Origin of the sequence: Curtobacterium sp. MCSS17_006, assembly GCF_003234215.1 — a bacterium.
Lineage (GTDB): Bacteria > Actinomycetota > Actinomycetes > Actinomycetales > Microbacteriaceae > Curtobacterium > Curtobacterium flaccumfaciens.
This window is the reverse complement of the sequence record NZ_QKSO01000007.1, coordinates 91,920-108,925: the sequence shown is the minus strand read 5'-3', so window position 1 is coordinate 108,925 and position 17,006 is coordinate 91,920. Positions and strand designations below refer to the sequence as shown.

Here is a 17,006-nt window from a genome sequence, read left to right as displayed (position 1 = left end):
GTGCGGGTCCGCCAGGTGCGCTCAGCGCATCGGGACGAGGGACGCCAGGGCCCCGACCACCCGCTCGAGCGGGCCGCGGCCGAGGAACCGCCGCCACAGCATCGCGAAGACCACCGAGCCGAGGGCGAACCAGCCCCAGGCCTCGGCCGACTCGGGGTACGTCGGCAGCATCGCGATGACCACGAGGTGCCCCGAGTACACCGTCAGCGGCATCGACCCCACGGCCGCCAGGGGGAACGCGATCCGGTCGGCGACTGGCCCGCGGCCGTCGAACACGAGCAGGCAGAGGGCGATCACCGCGACCGCCACCCCGGCTGTCCCCACCACGTCGACGACCGACGACGAGTGGTCGCGCGGGGACAGGAACAGCTGCGCGAGGGCCTGGCCGGGGGTCGAGGCCTCGCCCGCGTACGGGACCCCGGGGAACGCCAGGGCCGCGTCGTCCGGCGCCGGGGCGAGGACGGACCCGGCGACGTACGCGGTGGCGGCGACCAGCGCGCCGGACGCCAGGAGCAGGACCTGCCGGCCACGGTCCTCCAGGCCGACCCGGGCGACCGCGAGCCCCACCAGGACGTACGCCAGGAAGGTGACCACGGGGTAGACCAGGCCGAGCTGGACGCCGATCATGCCGGCGTCCGCGTAGGCTGGCGCCATCGTCAGCGCGGCGAGCGGCGACAGCACCGCGCAGACCGCGGCGATGCCGAGCAGCGCCGCCGGTCGGACGCGGAGCACGGGGACCACGAGCAGGAACAGCACTCCGTAGGTCGGCAGGATCACGTACACGGGGGTGTCGAGCGCCATCAGGGCGAACCCGATGACGACGACCACCACGGCGCGGATCGCGAGCCGGGCACGGATACGGCCGATGGTGGGTGGGCCGGGCGGGTCGGTGCGGCCGCTCGTCAGACCGATCGAGACGCCGGCGAGGACCGCGAACAGCGTGGACGGGCGCCCGTGGGCGACGGCGGTCCAGGTGGCCGGGTCGGTCCAGTCGAGCTGCTCCGCGATGCCGCCGATGTGTGCGGCCATCATGCCGAGCAGCGCGACCGCACGGGCCACGTCGACGCCCTGCAGCCGCATCCCCGACGCGGACGCGCCCCGCACCGCTGTGGGCGGGACGGGGCGCGTGTCGGTCATGGTCGTCAGCTCGTCGGGGTGTCGACGCGTCCGAGCGAGACCTCGATCATCTCGTCGCGCGGCACGACCTTGATGCGCTCGCGCCCGTCGACCGCACCGAGCGCCTGCTCGTGGGTGTCGAGGTGGTGCCAGCCCTCGAGGTCGGTGTACTCGACGCCGCGCTCGCGGAGCAGGGCCGGGATCGCCTCGTCGGAGGGGTCCTCCGGCGTCCACCAGCTCGCCTGGTCGTTGACGATGTGCTGGACGGTCTCCATCGCGTCGGACTTCGTGTGCCCGATGAGCCCGACCGGACCGCGCTTGATCCAGCCGGTGGCGTACACGCCGGGGATCTGCTGGTTGTCGTCGTCGAGGACCTGGCCCTCGTGGTTCGGGATGACACCGTGCCGCTCGTCGAACGGCACATCGGGGAGCGGGGAACCGAAGTACCCGACCGCGCGGTAGGCGGCCTGGATCGGGATCTCGCGGATCTCGCCGGTGCCCTCGACGCCGCCCTCGCCGTTCGGACGGGTGCGCTCGTAGCGGATGGCGGTCAGCTTGCCCTGCTCGTCGCCGACGAACTCGATCGGCTTCGCGTAGAAGTGCAGGTGGAGCCGGCGGCTGGCCTGGCCGACCTCGCGCGTGCGCCACTGCTCGAGGACACGGTTGATCACCATGACCTGCTTGTTCGTCGCGATCGCGGTCTTCGACGCCTCGTCGTGGTCGAAGTCCTCGTCGTAGACCACCATGTCGACGTCACGGACCTCGCCGAGCTCGCGGAGCTCGAGCGGCGTGAACTTCACCTGCGCCGGGCCGCGGCGACCGAAGACGTGCACGTCCGTCACGGGCGACGCCTTGAGGCCCTCGTAGACGTTCGCGGGGATCTCGGTCGGCAGCAGGTCGTCGGCGTGCTTCGCCAGGATGCGGGAGACGTCGAGGGCGACGTTGCCGACGCCGATGACCGCGACGCTCTCGGCGTTCAGGGGCCAGGTGCGCGGGACGTCGGGGTGGCCGTCGAACCAGCTCACGAACTCGGCGGCGCCGTACGAGCCGTCGAGGTCGACACCGGGGATGTCGAGGTCGGCGTCCTTGATCGCGCCGGTCGAGAACACGACCGCGTTGTAGTGCTTCTTGAGGTCCTCGAGGGTGATGTCCTCGCCGTAGCGGACGTTGCCGAACAGCCGGACGACACCGCGGTCGAGGACGTCGCGCAGGGCGTTGATGATGCCCTTGATGCGCGGGTGGTCGGGGGCGACGCCGTACCGGACCAGACCGTAGGGCGCGGGGAGCTGCTCGAACAGGTCGATCGACACGTCGTAGCCGTGGGCCTCGCGCAGCAGGATGTCCGCGGCGTAGATGCCAGCCGGGCCGGCGCCGACGATGGCGAGTCGGAGGGTGGGCACTGATCGTCTCCAGTTCGTTCGGGTGGGGGTTCCCGGGGGCCTCCCGACCGGGCCGCAGTGCGTGCGCCGTCGGGAGGGGTGTTCAGCGGCTTCGGTCGACGACGGAGTCCGCGAAGCGGGTGAGTGCCCGTTTCACGGTGCCGTCGGGGAGCGGGGCGAGGGCGGCGACGGCTTCGCGGGCCCAGGCGACGGCGACGGCTCGGGTCGCCGCGGTGGCCTCGTGCTCGCGGAGCGCGGCGACGGCCGACTGGTACGGCGCGGAGTCGACGACGTCGTCGGGTGCACCGTTGACGTCGCGCTCGATGCGCTCGACCAGGTGCTGCGCGGACGGGTCGGTCGCGGCCATCCGGCGCAGCTGCAGGACCGGCAGGGTGTCCACGCCGGCGCGCAGGTCGTTGCCGGCGATCTTGCCGGTCTTGTCCGTCGCGGGGGCGAGGTCGATGACGTCGTCGACGAGCTGGAAGGCCACGCCGACCTTCTCGCCGAAGGTACCGACGGCGTCGAGGTAGGCGCGGTCGGCACCGGAGAACATCACGCCGGCGCGGGCGGCGGTGGCGATGAGCGAGCCGGTCTTGTCGCTGAGCACCTGGATGTAGTGCTCGAGCGGGTCGTCGTCCGGCTGCGGCCCCGTGGTCTCGTGCAGCTGCCCCATGCAGAGGCGCTGGAAGGTCTCGGCCTGCATCCGGATGCCCTCGGTGCCGAGGTCGGCAGTGATGAGGCTGGCGCGGGCGAAGAGCAGGTCACCGGTCAGGATCGCCACGTTGTTGCCGTAGGTGATCTGCGCGGCGGGGACCCCGCGGCGCACGGGCGCTTCGTCCATGACGTCGTCGTGGTACAGCGACGCCAGGTGCGTGGTCTCGATGCTCACCGCGGCCTTGACCACGGCGTCCGTCACGCCGTCACCGAGCTGCGCGATGAGGAGCGTCAGGGTCGGACGGATGCGCTTGCCACCGGCGGACAGCAGGTACCGACTGGTGGTGTCGGCGAGGGTGTCGGTCGAGCGCATGGCGTCCTCGAGCCCCTGCTCGACGAGCTCGAGCCCGTCGTCGACCGCGGAGATGAAGCGTCGGTCGGCGGGCGTGGCGAACAACCGCTCGCCGATGCCCAGCGATGCGCGCAGGCTCGGCGCGCGACGTGCGACCGGGACGCTCGGATTCAAGTGCTGCTCCGTCTTCGGGGGTGGTGACCGGTCAGTCGGCGGCCGGGTCGACGCGCGGCTGCTCGCCGGTGTTCTGGTGGTCACGGCGGGCCTTCGCACGTCGTGCCGCGGACTCGCGCACCGTGTCGGCGACGGGCTTGCGGCCACGGTGCAGTGCGACGATACCGGCCGTCAGGTTGCGGTAGGCGACCACCGAGAAGCCGACACCGCGGAGCCACTGGGTGAGCACCTGCTGGTCGGGCCACGCGTCGATCGACTCGGCGAGGTAGCGGTAGGCGGCCGGGTTGCTGCTCGAGAGCCGCGCGATGCCCGGGAGCACGCGCTTCAGGTAGGTGCCGTAACCGAGGCGCAGCAGGGCGCGGGGCGGCGTCGAGAACTCACAGATGACGACGCGGCCACCGGGCTTCAGGACGCGCAGCATCTCGGCGAGCGCCTGCTTCGGGTCGTTCACGTTGCGCAGCCCGAACGAGATCGTGACGGCGTCGAACGTGTCGTCGTCGAAGGGCAGCTGCTCGGCGTCGCCCTCGACGAAGGTGATCTCGGGGTGGCGTTCGCGGCCGACGGCGATCATGCCGGCGGACAGGTCGAGCGCGGTGACCTCGGCGCCCTTCTTGGCGAAGGCCGCTGCGCTGGTCCCGGTGCCCGCGGCGATGTCGAGGACCTTCTCGCCGGGCTGCGGGTCGACCGCGCGGACCGTGGCGACACGCCACAGCGGGGCGTTGCCCGCCGACAGGATGTCGTTGGTGAGGTCGTACTTGGCCGCGACGTCGTCGAACATCGCCGCCACCTCGTCCGGGCGCTTGTTCAGGTCCGCTCTGCTCACACGATCAATCCTAGAGGTCCCGACCGAGCGTTCACCGGACTCGCAGCCACCCGGGCGGTGCGGGATCGGCGCGTAGCATCGGAGCCGTGACCCGAACCACCACGGCGGCGCCCCCGCTGACGGTCTCGACCCGGATCCTCGACGACCCGGGCGCCGTCCTCCGCCACACGCTCCGCGACCGTCCCCTCGCCTTCGTCCGGAACGGCGACGGCATCGTCGGCATCGGTGAGGCGCTCCGGTTCACGTTCACCGGCCCCGACCGGATGCGGGACGCCGCGGCCCTCTGGCGCAGCATCGTCGAGACCGCCGTCGTCGACGACCCGGTGCAGCTGCGCGGTTCGGGGCTCGTCGCGTTCGGGTCGTTCGCCTTCGCCGACGACTCCGCCGACGAGAGCATGCTCATCGTGCCCCGGGTGGTCCTCGGTCGGCGTCGCGGCAAGGCCTGGCTGACCGCGATCGACACCACGCTCGGCGCGGAGCCCCTGGCCTTCACCCGGACCTCGGTCCCGGTCCCCCACGTCGGGCCGCACGTGTCCGTCGCGCTGCGTCCCGGGCACATCGACGAGGACACCTACGCCGCCAACGTGACCGAGGCGGTCCGCCGCATCGTGGCCGGGGATGCCCGCAAGGTGGTGCTCGCCCGCGACCTCGTCGGCACGCTGCCGCCGGGAGCCGATCGACGGGCGGTCCTGCTCGACCTCGCGACCGCCTACCCGCAGTGCGTGACCTTCGCGGTGGACGGACTGGTCGGCGCCACCCCCGAGACCCTCGCCCGCACCGACGGCACGCGGTTGACCGCACGGGTGCTCGCCGGCAGCGCCGCCCGGGGCACCGACGAGGTGTCCGACCGGGCCGCCGCCGAGGCCCTGGCCAGCAGCGCCAAGGACGTCGAGGAGCACACCTTCGCGATCGACAGTCTGCTCGCGGCACTCGCACCGCTCGCGACGGACCTGCGCGCCGACGCCGAACCGTTCCGGCTGCAGCTGCCGAACCTGTGGCACCTGGCGACCGACGTGCAGGCCACGCTGCCGCCTGACACCACGTCGCTGGACGTCGCCGACGCCCTGCACCCGACGGCCGCGGTCGCCGGGACCCCGACGGACGTGGCCGTGCGGCTCGTCGCCGAGCTCGAGGGCGTCGACCGCGGCCGCTACGCCGGGCCGGTCGGCTGGATGAGCGCGACGGGCGACGGCGAGTGGATGCTCGCGCTCCGCAGCGCCCGGATCGACGACGACGGCACCGTGCGGGCCTGGGCGGGGGCCGGGATCGTCGCCGGTTCGGAGCCGGCGCGCGAGGTCGCCGAGACGGCCCTGAAGTTCCGGCCGATCACCGACGCGCTGGCCTGAGGCAGGCGCGCGACCCACGTGGTCGCGCGATCCGCGCGGTCTCGCGACCCTCGCGGTCGCGCGGTCCCCGACAGCCGCTGGCCGGTCAGTCGGCCAGCGGGACCTCGATCACGACCCGCTCGGCTGGGTCGGTGAGCACCCGCTCCAGGTCACCCCACGTCGCCGCCCGGCGGTACTCCCACCCGAGGCCCGTGACGACCCGTTCGACGTCGACGTGCTGCGGGGTCGACATCATCCGCCGCATGTCGGCTTCGGGCGTGGTCTTCGCCACCTCGAGCCCGCGGAAGATCGCGCCGCCGTGGTCGTTGCCGACGACGACCTGCACCCGGTGGGTGCGTTCCTCGGTGCCGGTGACGAACGCTCCGAGGTCGTGCAGCAGGGTCAGGTCGCCGAGGAGCACGCGTGTGGTGCCCACGGAGGCGGAGGACTGCTCGAGCGCCGCGGCGATGCCGAGTGCGGTCGAGACGGTGCCGTCGATACCCGCGAGCCCGCGGTTCGCGTGCACCCGGATCTTCTTGCCGAGCACCCGGGCGTCGGCTTCACGGATGAGCTGCGACGCCCCGAGGACCAGCCGGTCGTGCGGCCAGGTCACGCCCCAGACGGCCTCGGCGAGCATGGCCCGGTCGACGGGTCGGCGACGGAGCGCGACCTCGTCACGCAGGAACTTGTTCCGCTCGGCGCGGTCGGCGGAGCGCTTGGCGTCGAGGTCCGGGCCGGCGTCGCCGTCCCCCAGGATCCGGCGGCTGGCGCCGACCCAGCGGCCGACCCACGCGCGGTGCTCCGGCCGGGGCCGCCCCGTCACGCGGACGTCGGACACGAAGGTGGTCGTGGCGTCCGGTCGGGAGGAACGGGCCGGGTCGAAGGGGTCGGCCGCCGGTCCCCGGACGACGATCGTCTCGACCCCGTCGCGCTGCAGGAGCGCGGGGACCTCTCTGCTGAGGGTCGGGTGGCCGAGCACGACGGCTCGGCGGACGGCGCCGCCGTGGTCGGCGTCGCGCAGGAGTTCGCGGTAGGCCACCACCAGGTTGCGGCCGAAGCGCGCGCCGCTCGAGACCTCAGCGAGGAGCGGCGCCCCGAGTTCCCAGGCGATCCGCTCGGCGTCCTCGCCGGCGTCGTGCCCGGCGATGACGACGGTGCCCGGTTCGTCGTCCGGGGTGAGTTCGGCGACCGGCAGACCCGTGTGCGCCCGGCGGGTCGCGAACGCCAGGTCGACCTCGTCCTCGGGCACGGGGCCGACGTGCTCCGGAGCGAGTCCGGCGGACAGCGGCTCACGGAACGCGACATTGAGCTGCGCGGGTCCGGGCTGTCCGGTGTGTCCGGCTGCCGCGGCGACCGCCTGGCGGGCGAGGGTGCGCAGGGTGTCGCGGACCGAGGCGTCGACGCCGTGCGACGACGGGGCCTCGACGTCGCGGACGAAGGCGACGGCCTGGCCGAAGATCCCCGGTTGGACGGTGGTCTGGTTGCTGCCGATGCCGCGCAGCTCGTCGGGACGGTCGGCGCTCAGCACGATCATCGGCACGCCGGAGTGGTGCGCCTCGAGCACGGCGGGGTGCAGGTTCGCCACCGCGGTGCCCGACGTCGTCACCACCGCTGCCGGTCGGTGCGTCTCGACCGCGAGCCCGAGTGCGAAGAACCCGGCGGTCCGTTCGTCCAACCGCACGTGCACGGTCAGCCCGCCGGCGCGCTCGAGGGCGACCGCCGCGAGTGCGAGCGCCTGGGACCGCGAACCGGGGCTCACCACGACGTCGGTGACGCCGGCACGCACGAGTTCCTGCAGGAGGGCGAGCGCGGTGTCCGTCGCCGGGCTGCCCGAACAGGCGGGGCCGTCAGCGATCGGTGCGGCCGTCGTCGTCGCGCTCGTGGAACTGGTCTTCGAGGTCTCGGAGGGTCGCGTCGTCCTGGTCCTTGTCCGTGAGGGTGGTGCCCGGCTCCGGCGTAGTGCCGAGGAAGTCCGGGTCGTCTTCGGGTCCACGGTACCGGGCCGACGCACCGGGGTCGGCCGCCGGGGTGCGACCGAGCAGGAACCAGAGGACGCCGCCCAGGACGGGCAGGATGATCACGAGCAGCAGCCACACGCCGCGACGCAGGGAACGGACGCGCTGACGGGGCATCGTGCCGCAGTCGATGGCCGCGTACACCGTGAAGGCGACGGCGGCCACGGCGACGATCAACCACAAGCGGACCATGTGGTGAAGTCTAGGTCGCGACCCTGTGATGCCCCTGCCGGTCGGCGCTCCGTAGACTCACCGTGTGAAAGCGTGGCTCCTGTACACCCTGGCTCGGCTCGGCATCTTCGTGGTGGCGCTCGTGCTCCTCCTGCTCCTGACGCCGATGCCGTGGTACTGGGCGACGATCGTGGCCGCCCTGGTGGGCCTGCTCATCTCGTACATCGCCCTGTCCGGACTGCGCACGCAGGTGGCCCTGAGCCTGGCGAACCGCCGCGGCACCCCGGAGCGCGACGCGGACTCGGACTTCGAGGACGACTTCGTCGACGCCGCCGACTCCGACGCCGCGGCCACCCCCACCGTCCGTCCGGTGTCCGACGCCGACCGGCACGAGGCGCGCCGGGACACCGACGCCGACTGATCAGACGGAGCCGGGCGGGGCCGTCCGGTCGTGCAGCCGGAACGGCTACGGCTGGATGGCCAGGGTGATCCCGAGCACCACGCCGAAGGCGAGCGAGGCGAACGACGAGAGCTGCAGGGCCGTGATGAGCTCGCGGGGCTTCCGCGACGACACCCCGATCGCCAGCGCCGGCAGCGCCAGCAGCAGCGAGAAGTACGTGAAGCCCGTGCGGAAGTACAGCAGCACGAACCAGAGCAGCACGACGTACGGCAGCATCAGGAACAGGCCGTACAGGACGCGGGCCACCGGACGGCCCACGACCACGGCGAGCGTGCGCTTGCCCGCCAGCTGGTCCTCGTCGATGTCGCGGATGTTGTTCACCATCAGGACCGCGCAGGCGAAGAAGCCGGCGGCCACCGCGGCTGCCCAGCCGCTGACCGTGACCTCGCGGATCTGCACGAACTGGGTGCCGAGCACGGCGACCAGCCCGAAGAACACGAAGACGAAGACCTCGCCGAGGGCGTTGTACCCGTACGGCTTCTTGCCCCCGGTGTAGAACCAGGCGGCGACGATGGCGGCGGCCCCCACGAGCAGCAGCCACCACAGCTGGGTGAGCAGCACGATGACCAGGCCGGCGACCGCGGCCAGGCCGAAGAACGTCAGGGCGACGGTGAGCACGGTCCGGGGCTTGGCCAGACCAGCTCCGGTGAGTCGTGCCGGGCCGACGCGGTACTCGTCGGTGCCGCGGACCCCGTCGGAGTAGTCGTTGCTGTAGTTCACACCGATCTGCAGGAACAGCGCCACGGCCAGGGCGAGCAGCGCGACGGCGAGATGGCCGTCCTTCGCCAGGTAGTCGCCGAAGTCGCCGGGCTCCCCGCTGTCGACGAACGCGACGGCCGTGCCGAGCACGACCGGGACGACACCGAGGGTCAGGGTGCGCAGGCGTGCGCCGCCGATCCAGTCGCGCGCGGTCGCCTTCCGCTTGGTGCGGGCGGGGGCAGCGGCCTTCGCCGGGTTGCCGGACCGGCCCTGCTTCTGCGTCGAGTTCTTCGTTCGTGCCACGAGCACCGATCATATTGCCGATGCGCCGCCCGGCCGCTCGCGGTCCCTACGGGCGCCCCGGCTCCACGAGCGCCTGCACGGCCCGACGGTCGGGTTTGCCCGACGACAGCATCGGGATGCGGTCCAGGACGACGACGTCCGCCGGCCGGGCGGCTCGGCCCAGGGTGGCTCCGACGTGCGCACGCACGGCGTCGAGGTCGAGCGGCTGCTCGGTGACGACGACCGGGACCTCGCCCCACTCCCCTGCCGAGCGCCGGGCGACGACAGCGGTCTCCTGCCCGGGGAGCCCGCGGACGAGCCGTTCGACCGCACCGAGCTGGACCTTCTCGCCGCCGGAGATCACCACGTCGTCGAGGCGTCCGAGCACGCGGACCACGCCGTCGGACAGGGACGCCGTGTCCCCGGTCCGGTACCAGCGCAGCCCGTCCCGTTCGACGAAGGCCGACGCCGTGCGGGCATCGTCGTCGAGGTACCCCTCGGCGAGCATCGGCCCCGCCAGCTGCAGCTCGCCGTCGACCAGTGCGGTGCGCACCGTGCCGAACGGGACGCCGTCGTACACGCATCCGCCGCTCGTCTCGCTCGCACCGTACGTCGACACGACCCGGACCCCGGCGTCGAGCGCACGCTGCCGGAGCGGCGCCGGAGTGGCCTGCCCGCCGACCAGGACCGCGTCGAACCGGGCGAGCGCACGGGTGGCGTCCGGGTCATCGAGGACCCGGGCGAGCTGCACCGGCACCAGCGAGGTGTAGCGACGCGGCGCGGCCGGACCGGTGACGAGCCGTTCGGCCGCCGCGGTGAACGCGGCGGCCGCGAAGTGCCCGGAGGGCACGACGACCGGTTCGGTGCCCGCGGTGATCGAGCGGGTCAGGACGTTGATGCCGGCGATGTAGTGCGTCGGCAGCGCGAGCACCCAGCGCCCGGGCCCACCGAGTGCCGCGTCCGCCGCGGCGGCACCGGCGAGCAGCGCCTCGGACGAGAGCGCCACGCGCTTTCCGGTCCCGGTGGACCCGCTCGTCTCGACCACCAGGGCGACCGCCTGCCGGACCTCGGCCGGAGGTGGCGTCGGCAGCGCCGGTGCCCCCTCGGCGACGGGGAGCAGTGCGGGGCCGCCGGCGAGTGCTGCCTCCAGGCCGCGCAGCACGGCCGCCGGGTCCGACGTACCGGTCGCGACCAGCGAACGGGGCATCAGTAGTGCCAGGGGAACGCGGTCCACTCGGGAGCGCGCTTCTCGAGGAACGAGTCGCGGCCCTCGACGGCCTCGTCGGTGCCGTAGGCGAGCCGCGTCGCCTCGCCCGCGAACACCTGCTGGCCGACCATGCCGTCGTCCACGGCGTTGAACGCGTACTTGAGCATCCGGATCGCCGTCGGGGACTTTCCGAGCACGATCTCGCCCCAGCGGATCGCCTCGCGCTCCAGGTCGGCGTGCGGCACCACGGCGTTCACCGCACCCATCTCGTACGCGCGCTGGGCGGAGTACTCCTGGGCGAGGAAGAAGACCTCGCGGGCGAACTTCTGCCCGATCTGCTTGGCGTAGTAGGCGCTGCCGTAGCCGCCGTCGAACGAGCCGACGTCGGCATCGGTCTGCTTGAACTTCCCGTGCTCGGCGCTCGCGATGGTGAGGTCGCAGATCGCGTGCAGGGAGTGCCCACCGCCCGCGGCCCAGCCGGGGACGACCGCGATGACGACCTTGGGCATCATCCGGATCAGCCGCTGGACCTCGAGGATGTGCAGCCGCCCCATCGACGCCTGGGCGGCCGCGGGGTCCACACCCTCGGGCGGGGCTCCCTCGTCGCCGACGTACTGGTAGCCGCTCCGCCCCCGGATGCGCTGGTCGCCGCCGGAGCAGAACGCCCATCCGCCGTCCTTCGGGCTCGGGCCGTTGCCGGTGAGCAGCACGACGCCGACACGGGGGTCCTGCCGCGCGTCGTCGAGGGCGCGGTAGAGCTCGTCGACCGTGCGCGGGCGGAAGGCGTTGCGGACCTCGGGACGGTCGAAGGCGACCCGGACGATGCCCTTGGAGACGTGCTTGTGGTAGGTGATGTCGGTGAACTGCTCCGCGATCGGAGCGGTGGTCCAGACGTCGGGGTCGAACAGGTCGGAGACGGGAGCAGCCATGCTCCCAACGTACCGCCGGGCGTCCGTCGGGTCAGGCGCCCATGTCGGTCAGGATCTCCGGCGCGACGAACACCATGATCACGATGAGGATCACGGGGTTCGCGAAGAACGCCAGGACCACCCCGACGGCGCCGTACCAGCGTCCGAACGAGCCGACGGCGGCGACGAACCCGAGCACGGCGGCGATGAGCGTCAGGAACACGACGACGAAGCAGATCCCGAAGGCGAAGTTCGTGTCACCGCCCATGAACACGGCGAAGGCACTGGCGTCCACCGCGGCCGACACCACGGCCAGGCCGAGGGCGATCTTGCCGACGACCGGGTTGCGGCGCTTCGTGCCACCCGCCTGCCGCACGTCGACGGTGTTGCGCTGCATGAGGCGGGCGAAGTCGTCGGAGTCGCGCCCGGGAGCCGCCGCGGATCGAGCGCCCGCTGCCGGGCGGGTCGCCGCCGCGGGTCGGGCTGCAGCTGCCGGACGAGCCGATGCTGCCGGGCGTGCCGCTCCGGCGCTCGACGGGTCGGACGGGCGCTGCGATGCGCGCTGCTGTGCTGCGCGCTGCCGCGGATCCACCGCCACCGAGCCTCCCTCGTTCCGGGTCGTTCCCCTCGCCGACCGAGGCCGACCGATGCATGCTAGTGCCCTGCCCTGGCGGTCCCCTCCGAGGAACCGGCAGGGCCCCTGGGTGCGGTGGGAGGATGGCGGACGTGCTTCCCGACCTCGCCGACCTCCTCGCCGACGCCCACGTGGTGGCTCTGCCCATGCGGGTGCGGTTCCGCGGCATCACCACGCGCGAGGCGGTCGTGCTGCGCGGCCCCGCCGGATGGACCGAGTTCTCGCCGTTCGTCGAGTACGACGATGCCGAAGCCGCCGCCTGGCTGCGCGCCACCGTCGACTTCGGGTGGACCGACCACGAACCCGTCACCGACTCCGTACCGGTCAACGCCACCGTCCCGGCGATCGCCGCCGACGACGTCGCCGACCTGCTCGCCCGGTACCCCGGCTGCACGACGGCCAAGGTCAAGGTCGCCGAACCCGGCACGACCGTCGACGACGACGTCGCCCGGGTCGCCGCCGTCCGCCGGGTGATGGGGCCCGAGGCCGCGGTCCGGGTCGACGCGAACGGGCTGTGGAGCGTGGAGCAGGCCACCGCGGCGCTGGAGCGGCTCGCACCGTTCGACCTGCAGTACGCCGAGCAGCCCTGCGCGACGGTGCCCGAGCTCGCGGAGCTCCGGTCGCGGATCGCCGGCCTCGGCGTCCGGGTCGCCGCGGACGAGAGCGTCCGGAAGGCGAGCGACCCCCTCGCCGTCGCCCGGGCCGGCGCCGCCGACGTCCTGGTCGTGAAGGCCCAGCCGCTCGGGGGGATCACCGCGGCCCGTGCCGTCATCGCCGACGCCGGGCTGCCGTGCGTCGTCTCCAGTGCGCTCGACACCTCGGTCGGGCTCGGCATGGGAGCGTTCCTGGCCGCTGCCGCGATGACGCCCGGGTACGCCGCCGGCCTCGGGACGGCGGCCATGTTCGCCGGGGACGTCACGGCCGATCCGCTGCTGCCGGTCGGCGGTCGGGTGCCGGTGCGCCGCGTCGACGTCGCTGCGGAGCTGGTCGAGCGGTACGCCGCGTCGCCGGAGCGCACGGCGTGGTGGCGCGAGCGGGTGACGCGCGTGCACGCGCTGCTCGCCGCCGGGTAGCGCGCCCGCCGCTCGGTCGGGTCCGTCGAGGATGCACGACACGCCACTCGCGTTCGCCGAGGTCACCCGTTCCGTCGTTCGAACGGCCCCGGAACGACGGTTCGTGCGACCACGCCGCTCCGCACACGGCATGTCGTGACCGCTGGCGGGGTCCCGCCGGACCGGTCGCGGCTCTCGACGCACCCCGGACGACGGACGGGAGGCACGGTGCCAGCTGGCACCGTGCCTCCCGTCCGGTCGTGGTCGCGACCAGGGCCGCGTCAGCGACCCGCGTGACTCACAGACCCGAGTAGCTGTGCAGGCCCTTGAAGAAGACGTTCACGACCGAGAAGTTGAACATCACCGCAGCGAAGCCGATGAGGGCCAGCCAGGACGACCGCGCACCGCGCCAGCCACGGGTCGCACGGGCGTGGATGTAGCCCGCGTAGACGACCCAGATGATGAAGGTCCAGACCTCCTTCGTGTCCCAGCCCCAGTAGCGACCCCAGGCGCGCTCGGCCCAGATCGCACCGGCGATGAGCGTGAAGGTCCACAGGACGAAGCCGACGAGGAGGACGCGGTAGGTCAGGACCTCGAGCCGGTCGGCGTCGGGCAGCGTCGCCATGAAGCGGAGCTTGCCGGAGGCCGTGCGGCCCTGGCGGTACGTCTGCACGAGCTGCGCCACCGCGAGCCCCGCGCCGAGCGCGAAGAACCCGGTGCCGGCGATCGCCACGAACACGTGGATGACCAGCCAGTACGACTGCAGGGCCGGCTGCAGCGGGACGACGGGGACCCAGTAGTTCACGGTCGCGATGCCGAGCAGGATGATCGTCAGGCCGGTGATGAAGACACCGAGGAACTTCAGGTTCTGCCAGAACTGCACGAGCAGGAAGATCAGCGTGATCAGCGCCGTGCCGGTCAGCGAGAACTCGAACATGTTGCCCCACGGCACACGGTCGGCCGCGATGCCGCGGAGGACGACCGAGGCGACGTGCAGGACGAGCGCGAGGATCGTCATCGCCATGCCGACGCGCTCGAACTTCGTGCCGCGGCCGGCGGAACCGCCTGACGGCGGTGCGGCGACCTGCTCGAGCACGACGGTGCCGCCGCGGACGGTCGCGACCGTCTTCGCGCCGGGTGCTGCCGCAGCGCTGGCCGCGTCGGCAGAGCTGTCGTCGGCGCCCGCGTTCTTCGCGGCGGCCGTGACGTCGCCGGAGCGTTTGGCCATGTCGAGGGCGAACGAGATGAACGCGACCACGTACACCGCCATCGCGGAGTACGTGAGCACGACCGAGTAGGTCGCGAGGTTCGTGGTCATGTCGTTCACTGGGGCATCCTAACTCCGAGGTCCGACGTGTGGCGCTGTGCGATGTCCGCGACGGCCCGTTCGAGGTTCGGGTCCTCGCCGCGTGCGAGTCCGGCGTACTCGAGGTCGTACTCGCCGCCCGCCGTGTCCGTGCGCGGGACGACCTTCACCCAGACGCGGCGGCGCGGGACGAACAGCGAGGTGAGCAGGCCGAGGGTGGAGAGCAGGGCGAACCCGCCCACCCAGAGCTGCGAGGGGTCGTGGTGCACGTCGAGGGAGACGTACCGCTTGACGCCGTCGAACGTGATCGACCCGGCGCCCTCCGGGAGCTTCTTCGTCTGGCCGGGCTTCAGCGCGATGCTCGCGGTGTCCGACTGCCGACCGGCGATCTGGTCGAGCCCCTTAGTGCTGAGCGTGTACACGCTCTGCGGGACTCCGCTGTCGAGCCCGAGGTCGCCAGTGTAGACCTGCAGCGTCAGCAGCGGGTTCTGGGTGTCCGGGTAGGCACTCGAGTAGGCGCCGCTCGCGAGCTTCGACGCGGTGGGGTAGAAGAACCCGACCATGCCGAGCTGGTCCGGCTTCGCGTCCGGCACCTTGATGACACCGGTGGAGGTGTAGTTCGCGTCCTCCGGCAGGAACGGCACGACGTCCTTGAAGGCCACGTTGCCGTCGCCGTCGCGCACTGTGACCTGCATCGCGTAGCCGTTGCCGAGCAGGTAGACGTTCGTGCCGCCGACGTGCAGCGGGTCGTTCACACCGAGGCGGCTCGTCTTCGGCTCGCCGCCCTTCTCGGTGCTCGTGACCGTGGCCGAGTAGTCGAGCGCCTGCCCGAGGGCGTCGAGGTTGCGCTCCTCGTACTTCGTCACAAACTTGTCGAGCCGGAGGTTGTAGCCCTTGAGGTCGGTCTGCTGGAACCAGCGACCGGGGTTGAACGAGTCGTACGAGCCGAGCACGTTCGAGAACGTCTGGCCCTCGACCAGCAGGCGCTGTCCCGTGAAGCCGAAGCCGCCACCGACGCCGACCGCCAGGAGCACCCCGACCAGGGCGGCGTGGAACACCAGGTTGCCGGTCTCGCGCAGGTAGCCGCGCTCCGCGCTCACCGAGTCGCCGAACCGCTCGACGCGGTAACCGGACCGCTTCAGGATCGCCATCGCGCGCGTCACCGCGTGCTCGGCGGACGGGAGGCCCGTGGTCGCGTCGATCCCGGTCGTCCCGTCGATCATGGCGTCCGGCTGCACCGCCAGCGTGCGGAAGCCCGCCAGTCGCGTCAGGCGCGCGGGGGTCTTCGGCGGACGGGTCCGCAGCGCCTGCCAGTGGTGCTTCGTGCGGGGCACGATGCAGCCGATGAGCGAGATGAAGAGCAGCAGGTAGATCGCGGAGAACCACACCGAGGTGTAGGTGTCGAAGACCTGCAGCTTGTCGAGGACCGGGTAGAGCTGCGGGTGGTCCGCCTTGTACTGCACGACGCCGTTCGGGTCGGCGGTGCGCTGCGGGACGAGCGAGCCCGGGATCGCCGCGAGGGCGAGCAGCATGAGCAGGAACAGTGCCGTGCGCATGCTCGTCAGCTGCCGCCAGAAGAACCGGAGGTACCCGACGAAGCCGAGCTTCGGCTGGTTGATGCCGCCGTCGGTGGGGCCGGAGCCGTCGACGTGGTCGGACGGCCGCTGCGGGTCGGAGGCGCTGTCGGCCCCGTCGCCTGCGCCCGTCGGGATGTGCTCGTTCAGGTCAGACCGCGGGGACAAAGCTCTGGATCACCGCCCCGACGCTCGACATGACGGCCGACCAGATACCGGTGACCATGAGCAGACCGATGACGATCAGGATCGCTCCTCCGATGATGTTGACGGTGCGCATGTGACGCTTCACCGCCGCGATGGCCCCCGTGGCCCAACCGGCGCCGAGGGCGACGAGGACGAACGGGATGCCGAGCCCGAGGCAGTACGCCACCCCGAGCCACATGCCCTGCCAGGCGCTGCCCGACTGGACACTGAGCAGGTTGATGGCCGCCAGGGTCGGGCCGAGGCACGGGGTCCAGCCGAGGCCGAACACGATGCCGAGCAGGGGGGCGCCGAGGAGCCCGGTGGCCGGGGTCCAGCTGGGCTTGATGGTGCGCTGCAGGAACGTGAACCGACCGACGAACACCAGGCCCATCGCGATCACGACGACCCCGAGGATCTGCGTGATGAGGTCGCGCCACCGCACGAGCCAGAAGCCGAGCGCGCCGAACACCGTCGTGTACGCCACGAACACCGCGGTGAACCCGGCGATGAACAGCAGCACGCCGAGCACCACACGACCCCGACGCTGCCCGCCCTCGGCGACACCGCCGACGTACCCGAGGTACCCCGGAACGAGCGGCAGCACGCACGGGGACAGGAACGACACGAGCCCGGCGAGCGCCGCCACGGGCAGCGCCACGGCCATCTGGCCGCTCAGGATCGCGTCGGCG

General features: G+C 72.4%; 16 protein-coding genes. 3 read left to right on the top strand and 13 right to left on the bottom strand.

Annotated elements, in window-relative coordinates; genetic code table 11:
* Nucleotides 1–21: 21 nt before the first annotated feature.
* From DEJ21_RS08790 to DEJ21_RS08775, 4 genes are all read right to left on the bottom strand, one after another.
* Nucleotides 22–1,137: a heparan-alpha-glucosaminide N-acetyltransferase domain-containing protein gene (locus DEJ21_RS08790; protein WP_111224345.1), complete on the bottom strand. Its 1,116-nt coding sequence runs from the start codon at nucleotides 1,135–1,137 to the stop codon at nucleotides 22–24.
* 5 nt (nucleotides 1,138–1,142) lie between these two features.
* The gene (locus DEJ21_RS08785; protein WP_111022240.1) at nucleotides 1,143–2,516 is read right to left on the bottom strand and encodes an FAD-dependent oxidoreductase; all 1,374 of its coding nucleotides are present in this window, start codon (nucleotides 2,514–2,516) and stop codon (nucleotides 1,143–1,145) included.
* Nucleotides 2,517–2,598: 82 nt separating this feature from the next.
* On the bottom strand, nucleotides 2,599–3,675 hold the full coding sequence (locus DEJ21_RS08780) for a polyprenyl synthetase family protein (protein ID WP_027466355.1): 1,077 nt from the start codon (nucleotides 3,673–3,675) through the stop codon (nucleotides 2,599–2,601).
* Nucleotides 3,676–3,706: 31 nt separating this feature from the next.
* The gene (locus DEJ21_RS08775) at nucleotides 3,707–4,498 is read right to left on the bottom strand and encodes a demethylmenaquinone methyltransferase (RefSeq protein WP_111029382.1); all 792 of its coding nucleotides are present in this window, start codon (nucleotides 4,496–4,498) and stop codon (nucleotides 3,707–3,709) included.
* Nucleotides 4,499–4,584: 86 nt separating this feature from the next.
* On the opposite strand from DEJ21_RS08775, the gene DEJ21_RS08770 reads away from it, so the two are divergent.
* Entirely contained in the window at nucleotides 4,585–5,844 is a 1,260-nt protein-coding gene (locus DEJ21_RS08770; protein WP_111224344.1) for an isochorismate synthase MenF, read from the top strand.
* An 85-nt stretch (nucleotides 5,845–5,929) separates the two neighbouring features.
* Here DEJ21_RS08770 and menD read toward each other — a convergent pair whose 3' ends face one another.
* The gene (gene menD / locus DEJ21_RS08765; protein ID WP_309146988.1) at nucleotides 5,930–7,621 is read right to left on the bottom strand and encodes a 2-succinyl-5-enolpyruvyl-6-hydroxy-3-cyclohexene-1-carboxylic-acid synthase; all 1,692 of its coding nucleotides are present in this window, start codon (nucleotides 7,619–7,621) and stop codon (nucleotides 5,930–5,932) included.
* 49 nt (nucleotides 7,622–7,670) lie between these two features.
* Nucleotides 7,671–8,030, bottom strand: a complete 360-nt coding sequence (locus DEJ21_RS08760) for a PLDc N-terminal domain-containing protein (RefSeq protein ID WP_071406307.1) — start codon at nucleotides 8,028–8,030, stop codon at nucleotides 7,671–7,673.
* Between the two features lie 64 nt (nucleotides 8,031–8,094).
* On the opposite strand from DEJ21_RS08760, the gene DEJ21_RS08755 reads away from it, so the two are divergent.
* Entirely contained in the window at nucleotides 8,095–8,430 is a 336-nt protein-coding gene (locus tag DEJ21_RS08755; protein ID WP_111032003.1) for a DUF4229 domain-containing protein, read from the top strand.
* 45 nt (nucleotides 8,431–8,475) lie between these two features.
* Here DEJ21_RS08755 and DEJ21_RS08750 read toward each other — a convergent pair whose 3' ends face one another.
* Genes DEJ21_RS08750 through DEJ21_RS18225 form a run of 4 tightly spaced genes read right to left on the bottom strand, consistent with a single transcriptional unit; the run spans nucleotide 8,476 to nucleotide 12,163 of the window.
* Nucleotides 8,476–9,477: a 1,4-dihydroxy-2-naphthoate polyprenyltransferase gene (locus DEJ21_RS08750; protein WP_111032004.1), complete on the bottom strand. Its 1,002-nt coding sequence runs from the start codon at nucleotides 9,475–9,477 to the stop codon at nucleotides 8,476–8,478.
* A gap of 40 nt (nucleotides 9,478–9,517) precedes the next feature.
* The gene (locus DEJ21_RS08745; RefSeq protein ID WP_111224343.1) at nucleotides 9,518–10,657 is read right to left on the bottom strand and encodes an AMP-binding protein; all 1,140 of its coding nucleotides are present in this window, start codon (nucleotides 10,655–10,657) and stop codon (nucleotides 9,518–9,520) included.
* Nucleotides 10,657–11,586 (bottom strand): 1,4-dihydroxy-2-naphthoyl-CoA synthase, encoded by a 930-nt coding sequence (locus DEJ21_RS08740; RefSeq protein WP_071406303.1) that lies wholly within the window; start codon nucleotides 11,584–11,586, stop codon nucleotides 10,657–10,659. Before DEJ21_RS08740 ends, DEJ21_RS08745 begins: the two co-directional genes overlap by 1 nt.
* Nucleotides 11,587–11,617: 31 nt before the next feature.
* Nucleotides 11,618–12,163, bottom strand: a complete 546-nt coding sequence (locus DEJ21_RS18225) for a hypothetical protein (RefSeq protein ID WP_181435832.1) — start codon at nucleotides 12,161–12,163, stop codon at nucleotides 11,618–11,620.
* Nucleotides 12,164–12,282: 119 nt separating this feature from the next.
* Here DEJ21_RS18225 and DEJ21_RS08730 point away from each other — a divergent pair, with 119 nt between their 5' ends.
* The gene (locus DEJ21_RS08730; protein ID WP_111224342.1) at nucleotides 12,283–13,272 is read left to right on the top strand and encodes an o-succinylbenzoate synthase; all 990 of its coding nucleotides are present in this window, start codon (nucleotides 12,283–12,285) and stop codon (nucleotides 13,270–13,272) included.
* A gap of 277 nt (nucleotides 13,273–13,549) precedes the next feature.
* Here the strand turns inward: DEJ21_RS08730 and ccsB are convergent, their stop codons facing one another.
* From ccsB to DEJ21_RS08715, 3 genes are read right to left on the bottom strand one after another with little or no spacing between them, the layout of a single operon-like run.
* Complete coding sequence (gene ccsB / locus DEJ21_RS08725; protein ID WP_110863489.1) at nucleotides 13,550–14,569, bottom strand: c-type cytochrome biogenesis protein CcsB; 1,020 nt, start codon at nucleotides 14,567–14,569, stop codon at nucleotides 13,550–13,552.
* A 5-nt stretch (nucleotides 14,570–14,574) separates the two neighbouring features.
* The gene (locus DEJ21_RS08720; RefSeq protein WP_258374978.1) at nucleotides 14,575–16,299 is read right to left on the bottom strand and encodes a cytochrome c biogenesis protein ResB; all 1,725 of its coding nucleotides are present in this window, start codon (nucleotides 16,297–16,299) and stop codon (nucleotides 14,575–14,577) included.
* A complete protein-coding gene (locus tag DEJ21_RS08715) occupies nucleotides 16,283–16,981 on the bottom strand; it encodes a cytochrome c biogenesis CcdA family protein (protein WP_071247888.1) in 699 nt (232 codons plus the stop codon). The genes DEJ21_RS08720 and DEJ21_RS08715 overlap by 17 nt, the downstream gene beginning before the upstream one ends.
* Nucleotides 16,982–17,006: the final 25 nt, after the last annotated feature.